At 37.7% G+C, this 20,722-nt stretch carries 17 protein-coding genes; 4 read left to right on the forward strand and 13 right to left on the reverse strand.

The annotated features are described in order from the left end of the window. From CDOMF_RS06790 to yajC, 11 genes are read right to left on the reverse strand one after another with little or no spacing between them, the layout of a single operon-like run. Window positions 1-807 (reverse strand): TIGR00282 family metallophosphoesterase, encoded by an 807-nt coding sequence (locus CDOMF_RS06790; RefSeq protein WP_260951278.1) that lies wholly within the window; start codon window positions 805-807, stop codon window positions 1-3. Continuing rightward, complete coding sequence (locus CDOMF_RS06795) at window positions 804-1,568, reverse strand: ATP-binding protein (RefSeq protein ID WP_260951279.1); 765 nt, start codon at window positions 1,566-1,568, stop codon at window positions 804-806. Before CDOMF_RS06795 ends, CDOMF_RS06790 begins: the two co-directional genes overlap by 4 nt. Continuing rightward, on the reverse strand, window positions 1,565-4,513 hold the full coding sequence (gene mfd / locus CDOMF_RS06800; protein WP_260951280.1) for a transcription-repair coupling factor: 2,949 nt from the start codon (window positions 4,511-4,513) through the stop codon (window positions 1,565-1,567). The genes CDOMF_RS06795 and mfd overlap by 4 nt, the downstream gene beginning before the upstream one ends. After that, window positions 4,503-5,681 (reverse strand): Mur ligase family protein, encoded by a 1,179-nt coding sequence (locus tag CDOMF_RS06805; protein WP_260951281.1) that lies wholly within the window; start codon window positions 5,679-5,681, stop codon window positions 4,503-4,505. Before CDOMF_RS06805 ends, mfd begins: the two co-directional genes overlap by 11 nt. Beyond that, window positions 5,678-7,228 (reverse strand): GGDEF domain-containing protein, encoded by a 1,551-nt coding sequence (locus CDOMF_RS06810; RefSeq protein WP_260951282.1) that lies wholly within the window; start codon window positions 7,226-7,228, stop codon window positions 5,678-5,680. Before CDOMF_RS06810 ends, CDOMF_RS06805 begins: the two co-directional genes overlap by 4 nt. Next, window positions 7,209-7,748, reverse strand: a complete 540-nt coding sequence (gene lptE / locus CDOMF_RS06815; RefSeq protein WP_260951283.1) for an LPS assembly lipoprotein LptE — start codon at window positions 7,746-7,748, stop codon at window positions 7,209-7,211. Before lptE ends, CDOMF_RS06810 begins: the two co-directional genes overlap by 20 nt. A 2-nt stretch (window positions 7,749-7,750) precedes the next feature. Further along, on the reverse strand, window positions 7,751-10,216 hold the full coding sequence (leuS, locus tag CDOMF_RS06820; RefSeq protein WP_260951284.1) for a leucine--tRNA ligase: 2,466 nt from the start codon (window positions 10,214-10,216) through the stop codon (window positions 7,751-7,753). Between the two features lie 8 nt (window positions 10,217-10,224). Further along, entirely contained in the window at window positions 10,225-10,563 is a 339-nt protein-coding gene (locus tag CDOMF_RS06825; RefSeq protein WP_260951285.1) for a DUF6394 family protein, read from the reverse strand. Window positions 10,564-10,572: 9 nt separating this feature from the next. After that, complete coding sequence (secF, locus tag CDOMF_RS06830; RefSeq protein ID WP_170019114.1) at window positions 10,573-11,544, reverse strand: protein translocase subunit SecF; 972 nt, start codon at window positions 11,542-11,544, stop codon at window positions 10,573-10,575. A 2-nt stretch (window positions 11,545-11,546) separates the two neighbouring features. Then, the gene (secD, locus tag CDOMF_RS06835) at window positions 11,547-13,127 is read right to left on the reverse strand and encodes a protein translocase subunit SecD (protein ID WP_260951286.1); all 1,581 of its coding nucleotides are present in this window, start codon (window positions 13,125-13,127) and stop codon (window positions 11,547-11,549) included. Beyond that, entirely contained in the window at window positions 13,120-13,401 is a 282-nt protein-coding gene (gene yajC, locus CDOMF_RS06840) for a preprotein translocase subunit YajC (RefSeq protein ID WP_169973680.1), read from the reverse strand. The genes secD and yajC overlap by 8 nt, the downstream gene beginning before the upstream one ends. On the opposite strand from yajC, the gene CDOMF_RS06845 reads away from it, so the two are divergent. Then, complete coding sequence (locus tag CDOMF_RS06845) at window positions 13,374-14,684, forward strand: apolipoprotein N-acyltransferase (protein ID WP_260951287.1); 1,311 nt, start codon at window positions 13,374-13,376, stop codon at window positions 14,682-14,684. The genes yajC and CDOMF_RS06845 overlap by 28 nt on opposite strands. A gap of 170 nt (window positions 14,685-14,854) precedes the next feature. On the opposite strand, the gene metK is transcribed toward CDOMF_RS06845, so the two are convergent. Next, entirely contained in the window at window positions 14,855-16,063 is a 1,209-nt protein-coding gene (metK, locus tag CDOMF_RS06850; protein ID WP_260951288.1) for a methionine adenosyltransferase, read from the reverse strand. Window positions 16,064-16,207: 144 nt separating this feature from the next. Between metK and sstT the strand changes: the two genes are divergently transcribed. The 3 genes from sstT to CDOMF_RS06865 all read left to right on the forward strand — a co-directional run bounded on the left by sstT (window position 16,208) and on the right by CDOMF_RS06865 (window position 19,714). Then, on the forward strand, window positions 16,208-17,446 hold the full coding sequence (gene sstT / locus CDOMF_RS06855; protein ID WP_260951289.1) for a serine/threonine transporter SstT: 1,239 nt from the start codon (window positions 16,208-16,210) through the stop codon (window positions 17,444-17,446). A 112-nt stretch (window positions 17,447-17,558) separates the two neighbouring features. Then, window positions 17,559-19,271, forward strand: coding sequence for a M3 family oligoendopeptidase (locus CDOMF_RS06860; RefSeq protein WP_260951290.1), 1,713 nt, complete (start codon window positions 17,559-17,561; stop codon window positions 19,269-19,271). Further along, window positions 19,271-19,714, forward strand: a complete 444-nt coding sequence (locus CDOMF_RS06865) for a hypothetical protein (protein WP_260951291.1) — start codon at window positions 19,271-19,273, stop codon at window positions 19,712-19,714. Before CDOMF_RS06860 ends, CDOMF_RS06865 begins: the two co-directional genes overlap by 1 nt. Before the next feature lie 40 nt (window positions 19,715-19,754). Here the strand turns inward: CDOMF_RS06865 and CDOMF_RS06870 are convergent, their stop codons facing one another. After that, on the reverse strand, window positions 19,755-20,627 hold the full coding sequence (locus tag CDOMF_RS06870; RefSeq protein ID WP_260951292.1) for a LysR family transcriptional regulator: 873 nt from the start codon (window positions 20,625-20,627) through the stop codon (window positions 19,755-19,757). Window positions 20,628-20,722 lie beyond the last annotated feature (95 nt).

The raw sequence follows: 20,722 nt of genomic DNA on the forward strand, positions 1-20,722 counted from the left end.
CTACTTATCAAATTTAAGTGCCTTTTGCACTTGCATATCATCTATGCCGTCTATCACCCTAACCTTAAAAGCATCCACGCACCTGCCCTCTTCGCACTCAAAAACTATCATCTGAAAGATCCGCCTGCACTTTTCATTCACCTTAAAAGAGTGCTTAAAGCCCGTTAAAAAGGTCTTTATAGGAGCTTCTTTATCCATGCCGATAACTCCATCAAAAGCACCGCTTAAGCCAACATCGCTTGCATAAGCGGTATGGTTTAAAATTTGCAAATCATCAGTTCCGACATGAGTATGCGTACCAAATATCGCGCTAATCTGCCCGTTTAGATAGCCAAATATGGCGTTTTTCTCGCTCGTGGCTTCAGCGTGAAAATCAATAAGTATGTTTTGGCTCTCGCACTCCTTTAGCGCGTTTTGCACCTCTAAAAAGGCGTTATTTGTGTGGGGCATAGCGTAATGACCCATCAAATTTATGACACTCAAGCTTGCTTCGCCTCTTTTTAAATTTATCACGCCTTTGCCAGCAGTGCCTGCGAAGTGATTATATGGACGAATGATCGGCAAACTGTCCATAAGTAATCCGATCTCTTTTTTATCAAAGCTGTGATTGCCACCGGTTATCGCGTCTATACCGCACTCTAGCAGCTCGGCTGCGTTTTGAGCGCTTAGTCCAAAGCCCCCGCTTGCATTTTCGCAGTTTGCGATGACGAAATCAAGCCCAAATTTATCCCGCATCTTTTTAACGTTTTCAGCGACGATCTTACGACCGGCTCGCCCTACGATATCGCCTATAAATCCCGCTCTCACAAAAGCTTCTCTTTATAAGATAGATAAAACTGCTTTGCGGTTCGCCCTGATCTGCTCGCTCTAAGCGCGGAGTAGTTTTTGGCAAGCTCGTGTAGCATCTGCCTATCGCCTGTGTAGTCTTTAAAGTAAAAATCCACGATCTTAAGATAATCAGCAAAGCTTCCTTGATAAAAGCTTATCCACAGACCGAATCGATCAGATAGCGAAATTTTCTCATCAACGCTTTCTGCGTAATGAATCTCGTCGCTAGTTACGTTTGTGCCTTCGTTGTCGCTTTTTAGCTCGCTGATTAGATGTCGGCGGTTTGAAGTGGCGTAGATAAGTACGTTTTTAGGGGCTTTTTCTATCGAGCCTTCTAAAATCGGCTTTAAAAATTTGTAGTTCGTATCGCCAGCTTCAAAGCTCAGATCATCGCAGTAGATGATGAATTTGTAATTCGTTCTTCTAACCTCATCGATGATATCAACCATAAATTCAAGCTCATCGCTTCTAAGCTCTATCAGCCTTAAGCCCTCGTTATGAAATTTAGTAAAAACAGCCTTTACCAAGCTGCTCTTGCCACACCCTCTTGCACCCCACAAAATGGCGTTGTTAGCCTCTTTGCCGTCTATGAAATTTTGCGTGTTGGCGATTAGCTGCTCTTTTTGTTTCTCCATGCCGATAAGGTTATCAAGATCGACAAAATCAATCTCATGCACAGCCTTCAAAGCCCCTGTTTTACGCCTAAAAACCGCAGCGTGAATCAAGCTCCAATCAATCATTTTGACGCCTTTCTTAGATGGATTAAAATTTCATCTATTATATCGTCATCATCTTTGCTTTTTGATTTTAAAACCGTTTTCTCATCGTTTAAATTTGTAAGAACTATGTTTTGACCGCTGTTTGAGATGAGTTTAAAGCCCGCTTTTATGGCTAAAATTTTAATTATTATAAGCGATAAAAACTGCTTAGTATAAACATCAATCTTGCCAAACCTATCCTCAAGCTCGCCCTCTATAGCATGCACCTCGCTAACCTCTTCACACTTGCCAAGGCGGCGATACAGCTCAAGGCGAAGCCTATCTTCGCGAATAAATTCTTGATTTAAAAAGGCGTTTATACTGAGCTTGAGATCAACTTTTTTACTCTTGAAATTCTCTTTGTTTAAAAGCTTATTTATCTCGTCTTCAAGCATTTTAATATAAAGCGAGTAGCCGATAGCCTCGATATGCCCGCTTTGAGCCTCTCCGACTAAATTTCCTCCGCCTCTAATCTCTAAATCATGATAAGCAAGCACCGAGCCTGAGCCTAAAAACGAATTGCTCTCAAGCGCCACAAGCCGCTTTAAGGCTTCGGGCGTGAGCTCGCTCTTATCCTCAACCAAGAAATAGCAATACGCCTGCTTATCACTTCTACCCACGCGACCTCTTAGCTGATGAAGGTCCGCCATGCCGAATTTATTTGCATTTTCTATGATTATCGTATTTACGTTTGGTAGGTGAATTCCGCTTTCTACAATGCTTGTGCAAAGCAAGATATCATAATCCCCTGCTTCAAATTTTATCATCTCATCCTCAGTCGTCTTTGCGTCTATCTTTGAGTGAAGTATCAAAATGCGCAAATTCGGCAAAATTTTCTTGATCTGCCTTTTTGCCTGCTCCATAGTGGCGATGTGGTTGTGGATGTAAAATATCTGCCCGCCTCTTCTTAATTCGCGCAAAATAGCCTCTTTAAGCACCTTTTCGTCCCACTCTCTCACGATCGTTCTTACATCAAGCCTTGAGCTTGGCGGAGTTTGAAGCACGCTGTAGCTTTTTACGTTGCTAAGTGCCATATTTAGGCTTCTTGGGATCGGTGTTGCGCTCATTGAAAGGATGTGCGAGTTGCTTGAAATTTCCTTTAGCTTCTCTTTTTGCTTGACGCCAAATTTATGCTCTTCATCGATGATAATAAGCCCTAAATTTGATGCCTTTAGCCCCAAAAGCGAGTGAGTGCCGACACAAACGCAAGCAAGCCCGTCTTCAAGAGCCTTTTTAACGGCTGATTTTTCTTTTGCCGAGCTAAATCTATCAAGTCTAAAAACAGGAATTTCAAATTTGGCAAATCTATCTTTTAAGCTCTTAAAGTGTTGAGCCGAAAGCAGAGTCGTAGGGACAAAAAATAGCGCTTGAAAGCCTGATTTTACGCATTTAAATATCGCATTCATCGCGATTTCGGTCTTGCCAAAGCCCACATCTCCGCTTAAAAGCCTATCCATCACTTTACCGCTTGCAAGATCTTTTGAAATTTCACTTGCAGCCTTTTCTTGATCGATCGTGTAGTCAAAGCCCGCATTTTGTAAGAAATTTAAGTATTGGGCGTCATCTTTTTGTATCACTTCGGCGCGAACCAGCTCTCTTTTAGCCGCAAGCTCGATGATCTTAGAAGCGATGATAAATAGCTTTTGGCGAACCTTTTCTTTTATCTTGGCAAAGCTAGCCTTACCAAGCCTATCAAGCACCGCTATAGAGCCGCTTTGCGCTATGTATCTATCGATCAAATTTAGATGCTCAACCGGCAAAAGCAACCTATCGTCGTTTTGATAAACGATGATCACAAACTCGCGAGTACTGCCTAGCACGGTTATCTTTTCAAGCCCGGCAAATCGCCCTACTCCATACTCTTCATGCACGACGTAGTCATTTATCTTAAGCTCATCGATTACTAAGCTCGCTCGCTTTGCGCGCTTTTTCTTCTCAAATTTATTAAGCGATATGATTATCTCGCTAGCGGAAGTTAAATTTACAACAACGTCGCTTTTAATAAGCTCTATGTTTTTGTATTCGCTCAAATTTAGCGAGTTAAAAAGTCCGTCGTTTCGCGAGATAACCTTGATATGCCTGTTTGCATTAAGCTCGAAAAAATCTCTGCTCGGTGTTACGGACAAATCTTTATAAATTTTTGCTTCAGGGATTACGCCAAGGCTATGAAGCGTGCTTGTATCTCTTTCAAAATCCTCAAATTTAAACTCTTTTGCAAGAACGGCTTTAAACTCCTTGGTGTAATCAACAAATCCATCTATCGCCCAAAATCCAAGCGAATTTAGATCGCTTATCAGAGCTTCGCTATTTAGCTCGTCTATTTTTTCGTTTGCCTTTTCAAGCTCATCTTTGCTAAGAGCTGCGATAAAAGGCGAAATTTCAACGCTTTCTAGCTCCGTTTTGTTTGAAATTTGAGTGCTGGTTGAGTAGTTTCTGATACTTTCTATCTCATCATCAAAAAGCAAAATTCTATGCGGTTCATCATTTCCCACGCAAAATATATCGATAATATCTCCGCGCAGACAAAACTCGCCTTCGCTCTCAACGATATCCACAGGCTCATAGCCAAAGCGCATAAGCTCGTCTGTTAGCTCGTTTAGATTTAGCCTGTCGCCAAAATTTAGAGTGATCTTTTGAAGATGTTTTTTGCCGGGAAGTTTGTTTAATATAGTTGAGATGGGAGCTATAAGAAGCTTTTTGCCCTTAAATTCGTAAAATTTATAAAGTTTAGCCGAAAGCTCGTAAAGCTCGGCACTAAAAGAGCGCAGATCATCACCAAAACGAGCTCTAAAATCAGGCAAGCAAAACGGCTCAATACCTGCAAATTTAACCGCATTTTCTATAAGCAAAGCCTCTTTATCATCCTCGCAAACGATAATTTCGGCTTCGTTTGGCTTTAAAAGATACTCATATATCTTAGCTTGCATCAAACTGCCTTAAAAAGGCCTCGACTAGATAAAACGAGCCAAAAGCCAAATATAACTCATCTTTATTTTCGCATAAATTATCAAAATTTGCCAAAAAATCCCTATGCTCGATATCTAATTCATGAAGAGTTTTTCTGATCTCATCGGTAGCTAGCTCACGTTCGCCACTATCATATTGATAAATTTCAACTCTTTTTATTATGGGCTTAAGAGTCGCTAACACCGCCTTATAATCCTTATCGGCAAAAGAGTTATATATCAAAACAAGCTTTTTACCGATAAATTTTTGAGCTATGACCTGCGCAGCAAGCTCGTTATGACCAACATCCACATAGATATTTTGGGCTACTTTCTCACATCTTCCACGCAGATTCAATTCGTCTAAATTTTCTATATCAATCTTATTAATAAGTCTTTTTGCAGCTGCGCTTGCAAGGCATAAATTCGATATTAAAAAATATGGAAGTGAAAATTTAATAGAATATTTTTTAATATTTTCCACATCCTCTTTTTCCAAAATTTCACTTGCAAAATTTATCCTTACTCTTCTTGAAGCTGCAATCAAAAATGCGATATGGACGCTTATGCTATCCATCTCATCATTTAATATAGCTTGTGAATTTACTTGCATGGCTTTAAATTTCGTAGTTGAAATTTGCTCTATTGTTTTACCCAAAACAGCAGTATGATCAAGCCCAATCGGAGTAAAAACACTTAAAATTTTATCAAAAACATTTGTCGCGTCAAGCTCACCGCCCATACCAGCTTCGCAGATGAAAAAATCACACTTGTGAAAAAGCACCGCCGCAAGCAGGGTCGCATACTCAAAATAGCTAGTCTTTACTTTAAACTCATCACTTAGCATAGCCTGCAAACTCTCATGAGCAGACTCTAAAAGCTCGCTTGAAACCACATCTCCGTTTAGCCAAAATCTCTCGCGAAATTCAAATATATGAGGGCTTGTGTAGTGCCCCACGCTCTTGCCTTGCAAGTGCAGAATTTGAGCCAGAAACCTTCCTGTTGAGCCCTTGCCGTTTGTACCGATGATGTGAATTATCTTAAACGGCTTTAAATTCGCCTTTATGCTATCCCATGCACGCGGCATACGAGTATAATCTATCTCTTTGTAAAAAAGCGGTTTATGACTTAAAAATTCATCCAACTTCATATAATACTTGGCATAACCTGATTTCTGCCGTTTTGTTTAGCGGTATAAAGCATCTTATCGGCGGATTCAAGTGTTGATGATGAAGTTTTATTGGAGCTTCTTAAGGCTACTCCGCAACTAATAGTAACATCTATTCGTTCGTCTTTATACATAAATTTTGAATTTTCTATAATATCACGAATTTTATTTGCGAAATTTACACTATCTACTAAAGAAATTTGAGGAAGCAGCATAACAAACTCTTCACCGCCATATCTAGCCACAAAATCAATCTTTCTTGAGTATTTTCTAAGCATCTTCCCAACGCTTGCTATGATGACATCGCCTGCATCGTGGCCGTAAGTATCGTTAATCTTTTTGAAATAATCTATATCAAAAAAACAAATAGAGTAGTCCGCATCATAGCGTCTATATTTATCTTCCATGCGATCAAGCTCTTCTATTAATGCTCTTTTTGTGGCGGTTTTAGTTAAGAAGTCCTCTTTGCTCTCGGCTTTAACCATAGCCAACTCACCCTCAAGACTACTAATTCTATCTTGAAGCTCTTTTATTTTTTTCTGATCACTACTAACCTGCAATGAAAACTGTTGTGTTTCGTTGCCTAAAGATTCAGCTATGATAATAAGCTTATCTCTAATAACTTCAAAACTATCTTCTTTTAAATTTATTGAGTTTAGATCCCTTTTTATATCTTGCATCTTAGCTCTGCTCGTAGAGGAGCTGCTCATCATATTTAAAAGCCTGGTATTTATCCCTTCAAGCACATCGTTTAAAACTGAAACTTTGGTTGAAATTTCAGCCCTATCAAGCTCTATACGCCTTTTAATCATTTGTTGTATATTATCTTGAGTTTCATCTAATTCTAATAGTTTAGGATTACTCTTTAAACTAAGCTCAAATCCTGAAATTTCAGCATTCATGCTTTCAGATATAGAAGGTGTAAGAGCACATACCAGAAGAGGAATCATCTTTTGGCATAGATAAGCGGTATCACCTGATCTTATAGAGGCATTATCAAGCTCTGTAATTGCTGTTTGCAAATCATCAAAACTCTTAACACCATAAAAACCAAGTCTTCTAATAAATAGATCATCATAATCTGTTAAAAACTCAAACCACTTGTCTCTAATCAGGTCGATAGACGATATGTCAAGTTTTTTATTAAGAGTATCTATGCTTAATTCTGCTAGTTTTTTAGCCTCTTTGTTATGAAGCATAGTCACTGCTTGAAATACTCTCTTACTCATAAAAACAAGCGAGTGTATAAGCTTTGCCGATTCATTAATATTTGACGAGTTTAATTTAGCCGCCATGAATGCAAATAACTCATCTATATTTTTAACTCTTTTTTGTTTAAGTTGCTCTACAAGATCGGCATTGAGTCTAGAAAGATACTTTTCAAGCTTTTGACAATCAGGGCTTATGTATCCATTTTTTTTCGCTATCTCACAAAAAACTTCTGTGTAGTTATCGGGAGTAAGTATTAAATTCCTCTCCTTAATAGTGCTAATGGTATCTCTTATAATCTTAGTGATTGTTGCTGACATTTTTAAACCCTTTAACCGCAAGAGCTGCTAAATATTCATCAAAAGCCTCTTTTGAAGCCTCTTTTATCGCATTATATCTATCTGTTTCACTGATTACGCTATCTGCATAGCGAACATCTTTTATTTTTTGAGAAATAGTAAAATCATATTCACCAGTAGTTACACTCTTATATATCTTTCCGTTTTCAAATTTAGTATCAAACTCCATTTTTAAAATAGCTTTATATAACGATACATATCCATCTTCATCATATAAAAGTGCTTGTAAACTTACAGATTTTACAGACGCTATTATCTTTGTTTTTGCATTTTTATCACTACTAAGTTTTCTGTTAAGCCTTGATACTATGCCCTCTTTTATACTATCGGCTATCCAAACACTGCTTTTTGGATCGGCTCTATCTATAGTCACATGCACGTAGATATCATCCCCAATCATATCTTTTGTGATCTTTGAAACAGGCTTATACCCGCACCCGACTAAAAAAACAGCGATGAAAACCGCAGCTATAAATCTCATATCTAACCTTTTACAACCAAATTTACAAGCTTTCCTTGCACGTAAATTTCTTTTACAAGCTCCTTGCCTTCAATCCATTTAGCGACATTTTCTTTGGCTGCTTTCAAAATTTCAGCCTCATTAGCATCGCTTGGCACTTCAACCTCGCCCCTTCTTTTTCCATTTACGGTAATGGCTAAATTTAGGCTATCTTTTTCAAAGACCTCTTCTTTGATATCAATATGCGTGAAATTTGCTCTGCCAAATAAATTCTCGCTTAGCTCATTTGCTATATGCGGCACGATCGGCTCAAGCAAATTTAGTATGATAAAAAAGGCTTCAGTGGTTACATCTTCGTTATTTTGCGCATTTACCGCGTTTAAAGCCTCCATGCACGCAGCTATTAAGGTGTTAAAAGTAAAGCTTTGCGTATAGACCTCTTGAGATTTTTTAAGCGCCTCATAAACCTTCGCGCGAGCATATTTTTCATCTTTAGCAAGCTTTGAGTGATCTATATCAGGAATTTTAGAGCATTTTTTAACGCCTATAGCTTTATCATAAAGTCTATTTAAAAACCTAAACGCACCCTCAACTGCGCTATCGTTCCACTCAAGCTCTTTTTGAGGAGGTGCGGCAAAGAGTATAAACAGCCTTGCGGTATCGGCGCCATAGTTTTTGATGATATCATCGGGATCTACGACGTTACCTTTGCTCTTACTCATCTTCTTGCCGTCTTTTAGCACCATTCCTTGTGTTAAAAGCTTTTCAAAAGGCTCATCATCGCGCAAATAGCCAAGGTCTCTAAGCGCCTTTTGGAAAAATCTCGCATACAAAAGATGCAGTATCGCATGCTCGATTCCGCCGATATACTGATCGACATTCATCCAGTAATTCACGCTCTTTTCATCAAAAGCTCGCTCATTCCAAGTCTTGTGATCGCTTGCATATCTTGCAAAATACCAGCTGCTTTGAAAAAACGTATCCATAGTATCAGTCTCTCTAACTGCGTCACCGCCGCATTTTGAACACTTGGTATGCTTCCAACTTGGATGTTTATCAAGCGGATTTCCTTCGCCCGTTATCTCAACATCATCAGGCAGAGTAACAGGCAGATTTTTTATATCTTCGCAAACCACGCCGCATTTATCGCAATGAATCATTGGAATAGGCGCACCCCAATATCTCTGGCGAGAAATTCCCCAGTCGCGAATTTTAAAATTCACAACTCTTTTTCCAATTTTTTCGCTTTCAAATTTCTCTATGATTTTAAGCTTTGCCTCTTCGTTATTTAGCCCGTCTATAAGCGGCGAATTTATACAAATTCCACTTTCCGTAAATGCTTTTGAGCCGTCAATTTTACCGTCAATAGGTCTAATCACTTTCTTGATAGGCAGGTTAAATTTGCTAGCGAATTCAAAATCTCTCTCATCATGCGCAGGAACAGCCATAACAGCACCGCTTCCATAGTCAGCCAAAACGAAATTCGCAACCCAAACAGGCACTTTTTCGCCGCTTAATGGATGGATAACATAAATTCCTAAAAATACGCCGTCTTTTTCTTTGGCTTGACGCTCTCTTGGGCTTTGATTTAGCATAGCTTTTACTTTTTGGCTTGTCTCATCACTTAAATTTCCGCTATCAAGCAGCTTTTTAACTATCTTATGCTCAGGCGCAAGTGCTGTATAACTAACTCCATAAATCGTATCGGGGCGAGTTGTAAAGACTTCAAATCCGTCCGCTTCGCCGCCTAAAAGCGCTTTAGAAGCCTCATCAAGACTAAATTTAAACTCAAGACCAAAGCTCTTGCCGATCCAGTTTTCTTGCATTGTGATTACTTGATTTGGCCACTTATCTTTTAACTTTTCAAGATCGGCCAAAAGCTCCTCGGCATAATCGGTTATCTTTAGATAATACCCCGGCAACTCGCGCTGAATCACGCTATTTCCACATCTCCAGCAGCAGCCATCCTCAACCTGCTCGTTTGCAAGAACGGTTTGATCGTGCTCGCACCAGTTTACTATGGCATTTTTGCGATACACAAGCCCTTTTTCATACATTTTGATGAAAAATTCCTGCTCAAATTTCGTATAAAGCGGATCGGATGTCGCAAATTCTCTATTTTTAGAAAATGAAAAGCCAAGAGATAATAGCTCAGCTCTCATATAATCGATATTTTCATAAGTCCATTTTTTAGGATGAATTTTATGCTGTATAGCCGCATTTTCAGCAGGCATACCAAAACTATCAAAGCCGATAGGATGAAGCACGTTATAGCCTTGTTTACGGTAATATCTTGCCAGCACGTCGCCGATAGAGTAGTTTCTAACGTGACCCATGTGGATACGTCCGCTTGGGTATGGAAACATACTTAAGATATATTTTTTAGGCAGGTTATAATCATTTTTTGGTTCAAATTCTTCGTTTTTCAACCAAATCTCTTGCCATTTTTTCTCAATTTTTAAGGCGTCATACTTCAAATTTTCAGCCATTTTATCTCCTAAAATTCTTCTTGGGTCTTACTTGCTTCAACCAAAACAAGCGAAAGTGAAAAAAAGTTTGCTATAGCAGCGCCGATTGCAAGCGAATAAACAACGGTCATATTTCCCGTGGTTTGAAGCACTACAAACGCAGGTATAAGGTGCAAATCCGCTACAAGAGAGCTGGCAAAAAGCTCGGCTGATAAGACATTTTTAACACCGATTTTAAGCAGTGTAGAGACTAAATTTATACTAGCTGCCACAAACAGCGCTATCTCATTTTTATCATACAAAAAACCCGCCGTAGTCGTTAGACTCATCAACGCAAAAAAGATATAAACAACCTTACCCCAGTTCATAAATCCTCCTTACACCACGCCTTTTTCAAACATAGCTCTATGTCTTTCGCGCTCTTTTTTCGCTTTCATCTTTTCAGCCTCTTTTGCTCTATATTTCTCCACGCTAAATTTAAACCAAAGAAGCATCGGAGAAGCTATGTAGATAGAGCTTAGAGTTCCTCCGACTATGCCTACCAAAAGCACTAAAGAAAAGCCGTGTATCATATCTCCACCATATAAAAATAGTGTTAAAACAACCATTAAAGTAGTTACAGATGTAAGAATAGTTCTTGAAAGAGTCGCGGAGACAGATTCGTTTATAATCATATCAAGAGCCGAATTCTTACTTGTGTTTATGCTCTCTCTAATCCTATCAAAGATAATAATCTTATCATTTAAAGAATAGCCTATGATCGTTAAAACCGCAGCCAAAATATCCAAATTTACATCAATCCTAAATAAGCATATAGCACCTAAGGCTATCACTACATCATACGCTTCGGCAAATATAGCAGCCATCGCAAATCTCCACTCGAACCTAAAGGCAACATAAAGCAAGATACCCAAAAGAGACATGGCTATAGCCATCATTCCTTTTTGTCTAAGCTCGCTTCCTACCTTTGGTCCCACGACATCCACACGGCGAACTTCAAAGCTGCCAGTATCTTTGAGTAATTGAGATACGCTAGAGCCGATATCACTACCCAAATTTGAGCTTGAGCCCGAAAAACGTATAGTAATCTCCTCTTCTGAGCCAAATTCGGTCACAGAGGCGTTTTTTAAAGTCTCATCTTTATACAAAGCCTCTCTAATCTTATCAAGAGGTGCTTTTTTATCATACTTTATCTGGATCAGCGTTCCACCAGAAAAATCAATACCGTAATTTAGCCCTTTGGTAAAAAGCAGAAAGATTGAGCCAAAAAATAAAATAGCAGCTACGGCAAGGGCGATATGACGCTTACCCATAAAATCATAAACATGTGCTTTTGAAAAAATTTGCATTATTACCCTCTCTTGTATCCAAACCAAATTTTGGTATTTCCGCTCTTCTCTATCTTGTCCATTATAGTATCAAACATGCCTCGAGTACCTAAAATAGCAGTTAGCATAGAAGCCGCTATACCTATGCTCATGGTTACGGCAAAACCCTTTACAGGACCCGTGCCGTATGCATACAAAACAACAGAGGTTATAATCGAAGTTAAATTCGCATCCACAATAGCACTCATGGCATTTTCATAGCCCTTTCTCACACTTAAGGCTATACCCTGCCCATCTCTTAAAAACTCCCTTATACGCTCATTTATAATTACATTCGCATCGACAGCCATGCCTACCGTAAGCACTATACCAGCCATTCCAGGCAGGGTCAAGGTAGCTCCAAACATAGCCATAACCGCAACCAGAATAAGGATGTTCGCAACTAAGGCTAAATTTGCCAAAATTCCTGCAAACCCATAATAAGCTATCATAAATAGCACTACAAGAACACCCGCACCTGCGAGAGCCATCATACTTTGATTGATACTATCAGCACCTAGGCTTGGTCCGATACTTCTCTTTTCAAGCATCTTTACCGGAGCTAAAAGCGCGCCGCTTCTAAGCGCAATAGCAAGATCATGAGCCTCTTCTACACTAAATCCTCCACTTATCTGGCCACTTCCACCGCCTATACGCTCATTTATAACAGGTGCCGAATAAACCCTACCGTCAAGCACTATAGCAAGTCTTTTTCCTACATTTGCACCCGTAAAATCTCCAAATATCCTAGCTCCTTCGGCATTTAACGTAAAATTTATAATTGGGGCGTTAGTTCGCTGATCAAAAGCCACTCTAGCATCCGTTAGCATTGAGCCATCAAGCACGGGAATATTTTTTACGGTATATTTCATTTGATCGCTTTTAACATCCGGATAAACGATTACACCATAGCTTTCAGCCTCTGCTGCGCTTAGAGTGTTTGCCTGCAACTGTCTTTTTTCATCAAGCGCCATCAGCTGCAAATGCGCAGCCTTAGCGATCAGCTCTCTTGCACGTTGCTCGTCAGCCTGAGTTTTCACGCCCGGAAGCTCGACTAAGATATTTTCTTTACCCTGCCTCGCGACCGTTGGCTCGGCCAAACCAAACTGATCAAGCCTATTTCTAATAGTCTCAACGGCTTGATTTATCGCATACTCAATCGTATGAGACTGCTCAGTCTCAGTTAGTCTAATAGTGTATTTGAGTCCTTCTTTTTGGACATTAAGCCCCTCAATCTCTTTTAGCATCCCATCTATCTTATTTTGATCATCGTTATCTAAAAGCTCAAAGCTTACATGCTCCTCTTTTATTTTAAAGTTATCTATCAAAATATCTTCTTTGCCCGCATAGTAATTTATACCAGAGGCCACGGATTTGACTTTAGAGTGTATAGCCTCTTGTGTTTCTACACCAAGAAGCATATATAGACCTCCTTGAAGGTCGAGTCCTAAATTTATCTTAGATCCACCATCTGTCTGTAAAAACGAAGGAGCTGAAAAGCCTATGCCAAAAATTAGAGCTATTAGAAAGATAACGAGTCTATATGTTACCTTGGCACTACGCATTTACTTTAGTCTCGATTTTTCTAGCGACAAACTCGCGTCCGATACGCACTATTACATCGTCATTAAGTTTAACTTTGATAAAATCATCTTCCGGTTTGATAACCTCGCAGTAAAGTCCGCCCGAAGTAATAATCTTATCGCCTTTTTGTAGGGCTGCAAGCATCTTTTGATGCTCTTTTTGCTGTTTTTGCTGTGGTCTGATAACCAAAAAGTAAAAAATCGCGAAAAGCACGATCAGAGGTAGTAATGAAGCTAAAAAATTGCCTTCTTGCATTGTATTCCTTAGTGAAAAATTTTTTAATCAAATATTTTAGCACTAAAATTATAAGAAAAGCCTTTTTTAGTGCTTTTTTGATATCAAATTTTATATTTTTTTCGCTTTTTGACTCCGAAGTGCTAAATTTCATCTCGCCATTTCTTGCCATTTTAGGCTTTTATCTGCTATTTCGGTTTGATCGCCATGAGTTTTTTACGACAGGATTTTTCGTAGGAATTTTGTGGTTTTATTGGATCAGCTTTAGCCTTGTTTATTACGGATTTGACTATCTTATCCCGCTTGAAATTTTATTTATCGGCGCAGTCTATGGGCTTATGTTTTTTATCGCTGGCATTCCTGCTCAAATTTGGCTTAAGGCTGTTTTGCTGATTTTAATTTCAAATTTGCATCCGTTTAATTTCAACTGGCTAAATTTTGAGACGATATTTATAGTTGGAATTTTTAAACCGAATTTATACGGGCTTATCTTTATATTTGCTGCGATTTTATCGCTATTTTACATAAAATCAAAGCTTAAATTTTTAGCTTTTATCACACTTTTACTTTTTGCGGTTCAGTATAACGATACCAAGGCTAAAATTTTGCCTTTTGAAGTTGCTCTTACAAATACAAAAGTTCCTCAAGCTTTAAAATGGGAAAAGTCGCTTAAAAATGAGTTTATAAACCAAAATTTAAAGATGATAGATGAGGCGATAAACGAAGGCAAAAGGGCTATAATCATGCCTGAGAGCGTATTTCCGACATTTATGACACATGAGCGAAATTTAGTAGCCGAGCTTAAAGAAAAATCGCAAAAGATCGCTATCGTTGCAGGAGCACTTGCCTATGAAAACGAGCAAAGCTACAACTCGACTTTTTTATTTGATAAAGGCGAGATGAAGCGATTTGATAAATTTGTGCTAGTACCCTTTGGCGAGGAGATTCCGCTTCCAAATTTTATGAAAAATTTGATAAACGAGCTATTTTTTGATGGTAGCAAGGATTTCAAAACGGCAAATTCAGTTAGCGACTACGAGATAGAGGGAGTTAAAATTCGAAATGCAATCTGTTATGAAGCTACGCGAGACGAACTGTTTAAAGGCGAATTTGACGTGATGATAGCTATTACAAACAACGGTTGGTTCGTGCCCTCAACCGAGCCAAATTTACAACGCCTTTTGATTAAATATTACGCCACTAAATACAATAAAACAATTTATCACAGCGTAAACGGCTCAAAAAGCGAGATCATAACTCCTAAAGAGAGTTTGATAAGGAAAATTTTAGATAGCAGATCTTAAAAAGCATGCTTTAAATTTATATTCAAGATGGATTGTGTGTAGTTAATATAATTTTTAGTGGGCAAAATAAATAACTTTATTCAAGACATAAAATTTAAAAGCCTGCCGACCGAAAGCACTAATTTGTGTGTGATTATAAGACAGGCTTCTTAAATTTATTCTAAAATCCGTTATTTATGCGGAATTAAAGCTTTAAATGTATCTATGGCGTCTAGCTTCTCCCACGGATACTTCGCATTTCCAACCTGCCCTTTTGCTGCAACTTTTGCGTATAAAAACGTATCTTTGCCGGGCTTATCAAGTCCAAATTTTTGAGTTATCCATTTTGGAGTTAAAGGGAAATTTTGCATAACGAAATTTGATAAAATATCATCATTCAATCCGCTTATCTGAGTTCCCATTGTATCTACGCTAATAGATGTTGGCTTAGCAAGTCCGATAGCGTAGCTTAGCTGAACGATACATTTTTTAGCAAGTCCCGCCGCAACGATATTTTTAGCTATCCATCTGGCAGCATACAGTCCGCTTCGATCAACTTTCGTATAGTCTTTTGAACTCTGTGCGCCGCCACCTATAGGAGCGTATCCGCCAAAGCTATCTACGATAAGCTTTCTGCCCGTTAGTCCGCTATCGTGAAGTGAGCTGTGATTTACATATCTGCCGGTTGGATTTATATAAATTATTGTCTTATCTTTATCATATAGCTCTTTTGGAAGACCGGTATCATCTATAAGCTCCTCAATAAGAGCTCTAAGTTCCTCTATCTTCATACTCTCTACGCAAGGAGCTGAGACAACGATAGTGTGTATGCTTTGCGGTTTGCAGTTTTCAAAGTTATCCTTACTATTATAATCAATTGTAACCTGAGTCTTTATGTCAACACCCAGCTTATCGGGATTTGCTTTAGCAAATTTATATACTTTATCACAAAGCATTCTTGCATAAGTAATGGCTGCCGGCATATATTCTTTCGCTTCGCAGCTTGCAAAGCCAAACATTATACCTTGATCGCCTGCGCCTATCTCGCCACTAGCTTGATCTACGCCTTGATTTATATCGCTACTTTGCTGATTTATACAAACCTTAACCTCGATATCATCAGGATGCAAGCACTGCTCTTTAGTAAAATTTGACTTGCCATCATATCCGATTTTGGCCAGAGCGCTTTTGACTATACTTTCATAATCTTTAAAACTGAGCTTAACTTTTGAGTTTATCTCACCACCGATTACTATGTTTTTACCGGCTACAAATACCTCGCTTGCAACCCTACCGTTTGGATCCTGCATTAAAATACTATCTACTATACTATCAGCGATAATATCTGCGCATTTGTCAGGATGCCCCGGACTTACTACTTCAGATGTAAATAAATACATATCTTTCCTTAAATTTTATATTAAATTGTAAAATTGTAGCATTTCATAATAAAATTTATATTAATTTTTTTGTTAAATTTTAAAAAATTTCAGAATCTTTTAGTTATACTTAAATCCAAATTTTAAATTTATAAAGGTGTAAAAATGAGTGGATTTAGCAATATCGCTAAGCGTTTTGCCGATGGAAATTTGATTGTTCAAATACTAATCGGTATCATTGTCGGTGCTATTTTTGGCTTTTGGGGGAATGCAAGCGGAAGTGAATTTGCCGACAAAATTCTAAACGGTATTTCGGTTCTTGGAAATTTATTCGTAGGTGCCTTAAAGGCTGTCGCTCCTATTTTGGTCTTTGTATTGGTTGCTACATCAATTATTACTAAAGAGTTTGGCGAAGCAAAAGGTATGTCAAAGATTGTCACATTGTATCTAATTGGAACTTTTTTGGCGGCTGTAGTCGCAGTTGCAGCTAGCTTTATGTTTCCGGTTGAACTCGTTTTAAAAGGCGTAGAAACAGCAACTATGAGTGCGCCTCAAAACGTAATAGACGTATTAAAAGATCTCATTTTTAAAATGGTTCAAAATCCGGTACAAGCCCTAAGTGCAGGTAATTATATAGGTATCATTACTTGGGCTGTAGGTGGCGGTATAGCCATGAGAGGCTGCTCAAGTGAGACCAAAAAAGTATTTATGGATGTAAGTGATGGTGTGACAAGAATTGTTAGATTCGTAATCCGCTTAGCTCCATTTGGAATTTTTGGTCTTGTTGCTATTAGTATCCACGAGACAGGATTTGCGGCTCTAGCGGGATATATGAAACTAATTGCGGTTTTAGTTGGTGCAATGCTATTTGTGGCATTTGTTGTAAACCCTATTATTGTATTTGTGGTAACCAAAAAAAATCCATATCCGCTTATAATGACTTGCGTAAGAGAGAGCGCCGTAACTGCGTTTTTCACAAGAAGCTCGGCTGCAAACATACCTGTAAATATGGCACTTTGTAAAAAGTTAGGACTTAGAGAGGAGCTTTACTCTATATCCATACCTTTAGGGGCTACTATAAATATGGCAGGAGCTGCGGTAACCATCAGTGTTTTGGCTCTTGCTGCAGTAAATTCTATAGATCATATCACAGTTAGCTTTGCAGACGCTCTACTTCTTAGCTTTATCTCTGCAATAGGTGCTTGCGGAGCTTCAGGCGTTGCAGGCGGATCGCTTCTTCTCGTGCCTCTTGCTTGCGCTCTTTTTGGAATAAATAACGACATAGCCATGCAGGTTGTTGCCGTAGGCTTTATAATAGGAGTTATTCAAGACTCGGTAGAAACTGCGGTAAACAGCTCTTCAGACGTTGTATTTACAGCGATAGCTTCAGAAACAATGAAATAAAACATAAATTTAGTGTCCATTATTTGGACACTAAATTTGATAATCTCTTTCTAAAAACTTTAAATTTCATTATATTTTGTGTAAAATATCCTAAAAAATTTCAAGGATAAAAATGACAACATGGGATTTAACTCCGCTTTTTAAAAATGAAAAAGAGCTTGAAAAAAGCGCATTAAGCCTAAAAAATGAGTGTGAAAAATTTGAAAAAAAATATCTGGAAGACTTTTTAAATTTAAGCACAGATCAATTTTTAGAGGCGTTTGATGAGTATGAACAGCTACTTTCTAAAATTTCAAAGGTTACAACTTATGCGTTTTTAGTATTTGCAAAGGACACAAGCAAGGGTGCTTTTTATGCCAAATTTGAAGAGATTGCCATAAAAGCTCATGAAAATTTAATATTTTTTGAGCTTAAATTCAATGAATTTGACGACAAAAAGCAAAAAGATATTATTAATGCATCTAAAAATAACAGATACTATCTAAGCAATGTAGCTAAATCCAAAGCGCATCAACTAAGTATAAAAGAGGAGCAAGTCTTGCTTCGCACAGCAAGCACCGGAGCTGATGGATTTGCAAGGCTATTTGACGAGACAATGAGCAATATGAAATTTAAATTTCAAGGTAAGCTTTTGAGCGAAGAGGAAATCTTAAGCAAGCTTCACGACAAAGACAGAAATGTAAGAAAAGCGGCCGCTAAAAGCCTGAGTAGCGAACTATCTCGTCACCAGCATCTGCTTGGCTATATATACAATATGATAAAAACCAATCTAAAAACAAGTTGCGAATTAAGAAATTTTAGCTCTCCTGAAGAGCCTAGACACGAAAGCAACCAGATAAGTAAGAAAAGCGTGGACGCACTTATAAAAACAACCGAGGCGAATTTCTCTCTGGTCAGTAAATTTTATGATAAAAAACGCAAAATTTTAGGCTTTAAAAAACTATATGACTATGATAGGTATGCACCGCTCGATGAGGGTAGAAAATATGAATTTAACGAATGCAAAGAGATAGTCTTAAAGGCGTTTAACGACTTTAGCCCGAAATTTGGCAAAATTGCTCAAAAAGCTTTTGATGGGGGCTGGATAGATGCTTATCCTACGACAAATAAAAGAGGTGGGGCATTTTCACACTCAGGTTCATTAGATGCTCATCCTTACGTGCTTTTAAACCATACGGACGGAAGAAGAGATCTATTTACTCTAGCTCACGAGCTGGGTCATGCCATACATCAAAATTTATCTTACAAAGTTGGTTACCTAAACTCGGATACGCCGCTTACTACGGCTGAAACCGCTTCGGTATTTTGTGAAATGCTAGTGTTTGATTACGTTAAAAAAGAGCTAAGCGACAAGGATAAAATTTCGCTTCTTGCAGGCAAGATAGAAGACATTTTTGCCACGCTTTATCGCCAGATAAATTTCACTACCTTTGAGCGCATAGTCCATGCTCACAAGGGTGAAATTTCACTTGAAGAGCTAAATAAAGCTTGGCTCGAAGAGAGCAAAAAGATGTTTGGCAAAAGCGTTACGCTAAATGATTATTATAAGATTTGGTGGAGCTATATTCCACACTTCATACATACGCCGTTTTACTGCTATGCTTACTCTTATGCGCAGCTTTTGGTGCTTGCTATCTTTGGTCTTTACAAGAGCGGCAAATGTAAAAATTTCGTGCAAATTTACACTGAATTTTTAAGTCTTGGCGGAAGCCAGAGCCCAAAAGATATGGTTGCGAAATTTGGCTTTGACATAGAGGACTCAAAATTTTGGAACATAGGAATAAATGAAATTAAAAAATTAGTTAAAGAATTTGAGGAGTTATAATGCTTGATAAAATTTTAGATGATGAAAAATTTGCACTACTTATGAAAATGCATGTTTACGAGTGCATAGACTATTTGCTTCAAAACAAGCATCCGTTTTCGGTAATGACAAACTCGGACTTAGTAAAATTTGAGCCGGAGCTTCCAAAGAGTATAAGCTCTACTTTTACATCTCCGGTGATTCTTTTTACTCTTGATGGATATACATTTTCCAGTGCTAAATTAATGCAAGACAGCCTTAGTTTTGAGGCGGGTTTTGGCAGTGATGATTTTGCTTCGCTTGTTAGCTTTCCGCTTGGAGCAGTAGTTCAAATTTTAGTAGAAAATAGTCCGATTTTAATCAACTTTTCTATCCACAAGGAAAAAGAAAGCAAGAGTAAAACTCAAAAATCAATGTCAATATTTATGTCAAATCCTAAAAACAAAGATTTTTTCAATAAATAAAATTTAGCAGACACAGAATCACTATGTCTGCTATAAATTCCTAAAAATTAAAACTAGTTTTTATCTTTAAAAAGCTATTTAGTATATCTTCATTCTCTTTAAGGGCGGCTACATAAACTGAGTGCGTAAGCTTTATTCTATTGATTTTGATCTCAAAAAGTTTTTCGTTTTTTAGATGATCTTCTATTAAAAATTTAGGCAAAAAGGCAACATAATCTTCAGCAAAATTATTTAAAATTGCTCTTTTTACCATTATTGAACCGTCTAATACATAAGCACTTTTTAAATCATTGTAATTTATTCCGTATTTTACGAAAATATCATTAAGATAGTATTTTGTGCGATCTTTTATCAATTTGTATTTATAAAGCTCTTCGGGCTTAATAGAGTCAACCAGTTTTTTATTGGAAACTAAAATAATCTCATAATCAAAAAGCTTTTTAACTATCAGATTTTCATCATAAGACTGATCTAAAACCATTGCAATATCGCTTCTTCTATCCTTTAAATGTGGAATTAGATCGTTTTGCTCTTTTATTCTTATGTCAAGCTCCGCATCGGCAGTTTGCGAAATTTTATCAAGCAATAAAGGCACAAAAGTTTCTCCGATAAGCTGAGTGGTTGATATTATAAGTGGAGCTTTGTCATTTTTGATATGAGAAATTTCATCTTTAAATCTAAACATTGCACTTTCAAATCTAAGACAAAGTTTATAAAATTTTTCACCCTCTCTAGTTAAAATTATTCCATTTTTTTTACGCATTATTAGAGTTGCTTGTAAAATCTCTTCTAGTTTTTTTATTTGAAGCGTAACAGCAGGCTGAGATATACCAAGAGTCTTTGAAGCCTTAGAAAAGCTCCTCTCTTTAACTATCTCCATAAAAGTGTAAATTTTGCTAAAATCATTAATCATATTTATCCCCTCTTTGATAAAGTAATATATATATTACTTTAAGTTATAAATTATAGCGGATATAATTATATTAATATATACTAAAATTTTACTGA

It is taken from the genome of Campylobacter sp. RM16187 (assembly GCF_025319965.1).
In the GTDB taxonomy this organism is placed as follows: domain Bacteria; phylum Campylobacterota; class Campylobacteria; order Campylobacterales; family Campylobacteraceae; genus Campylobacter_A.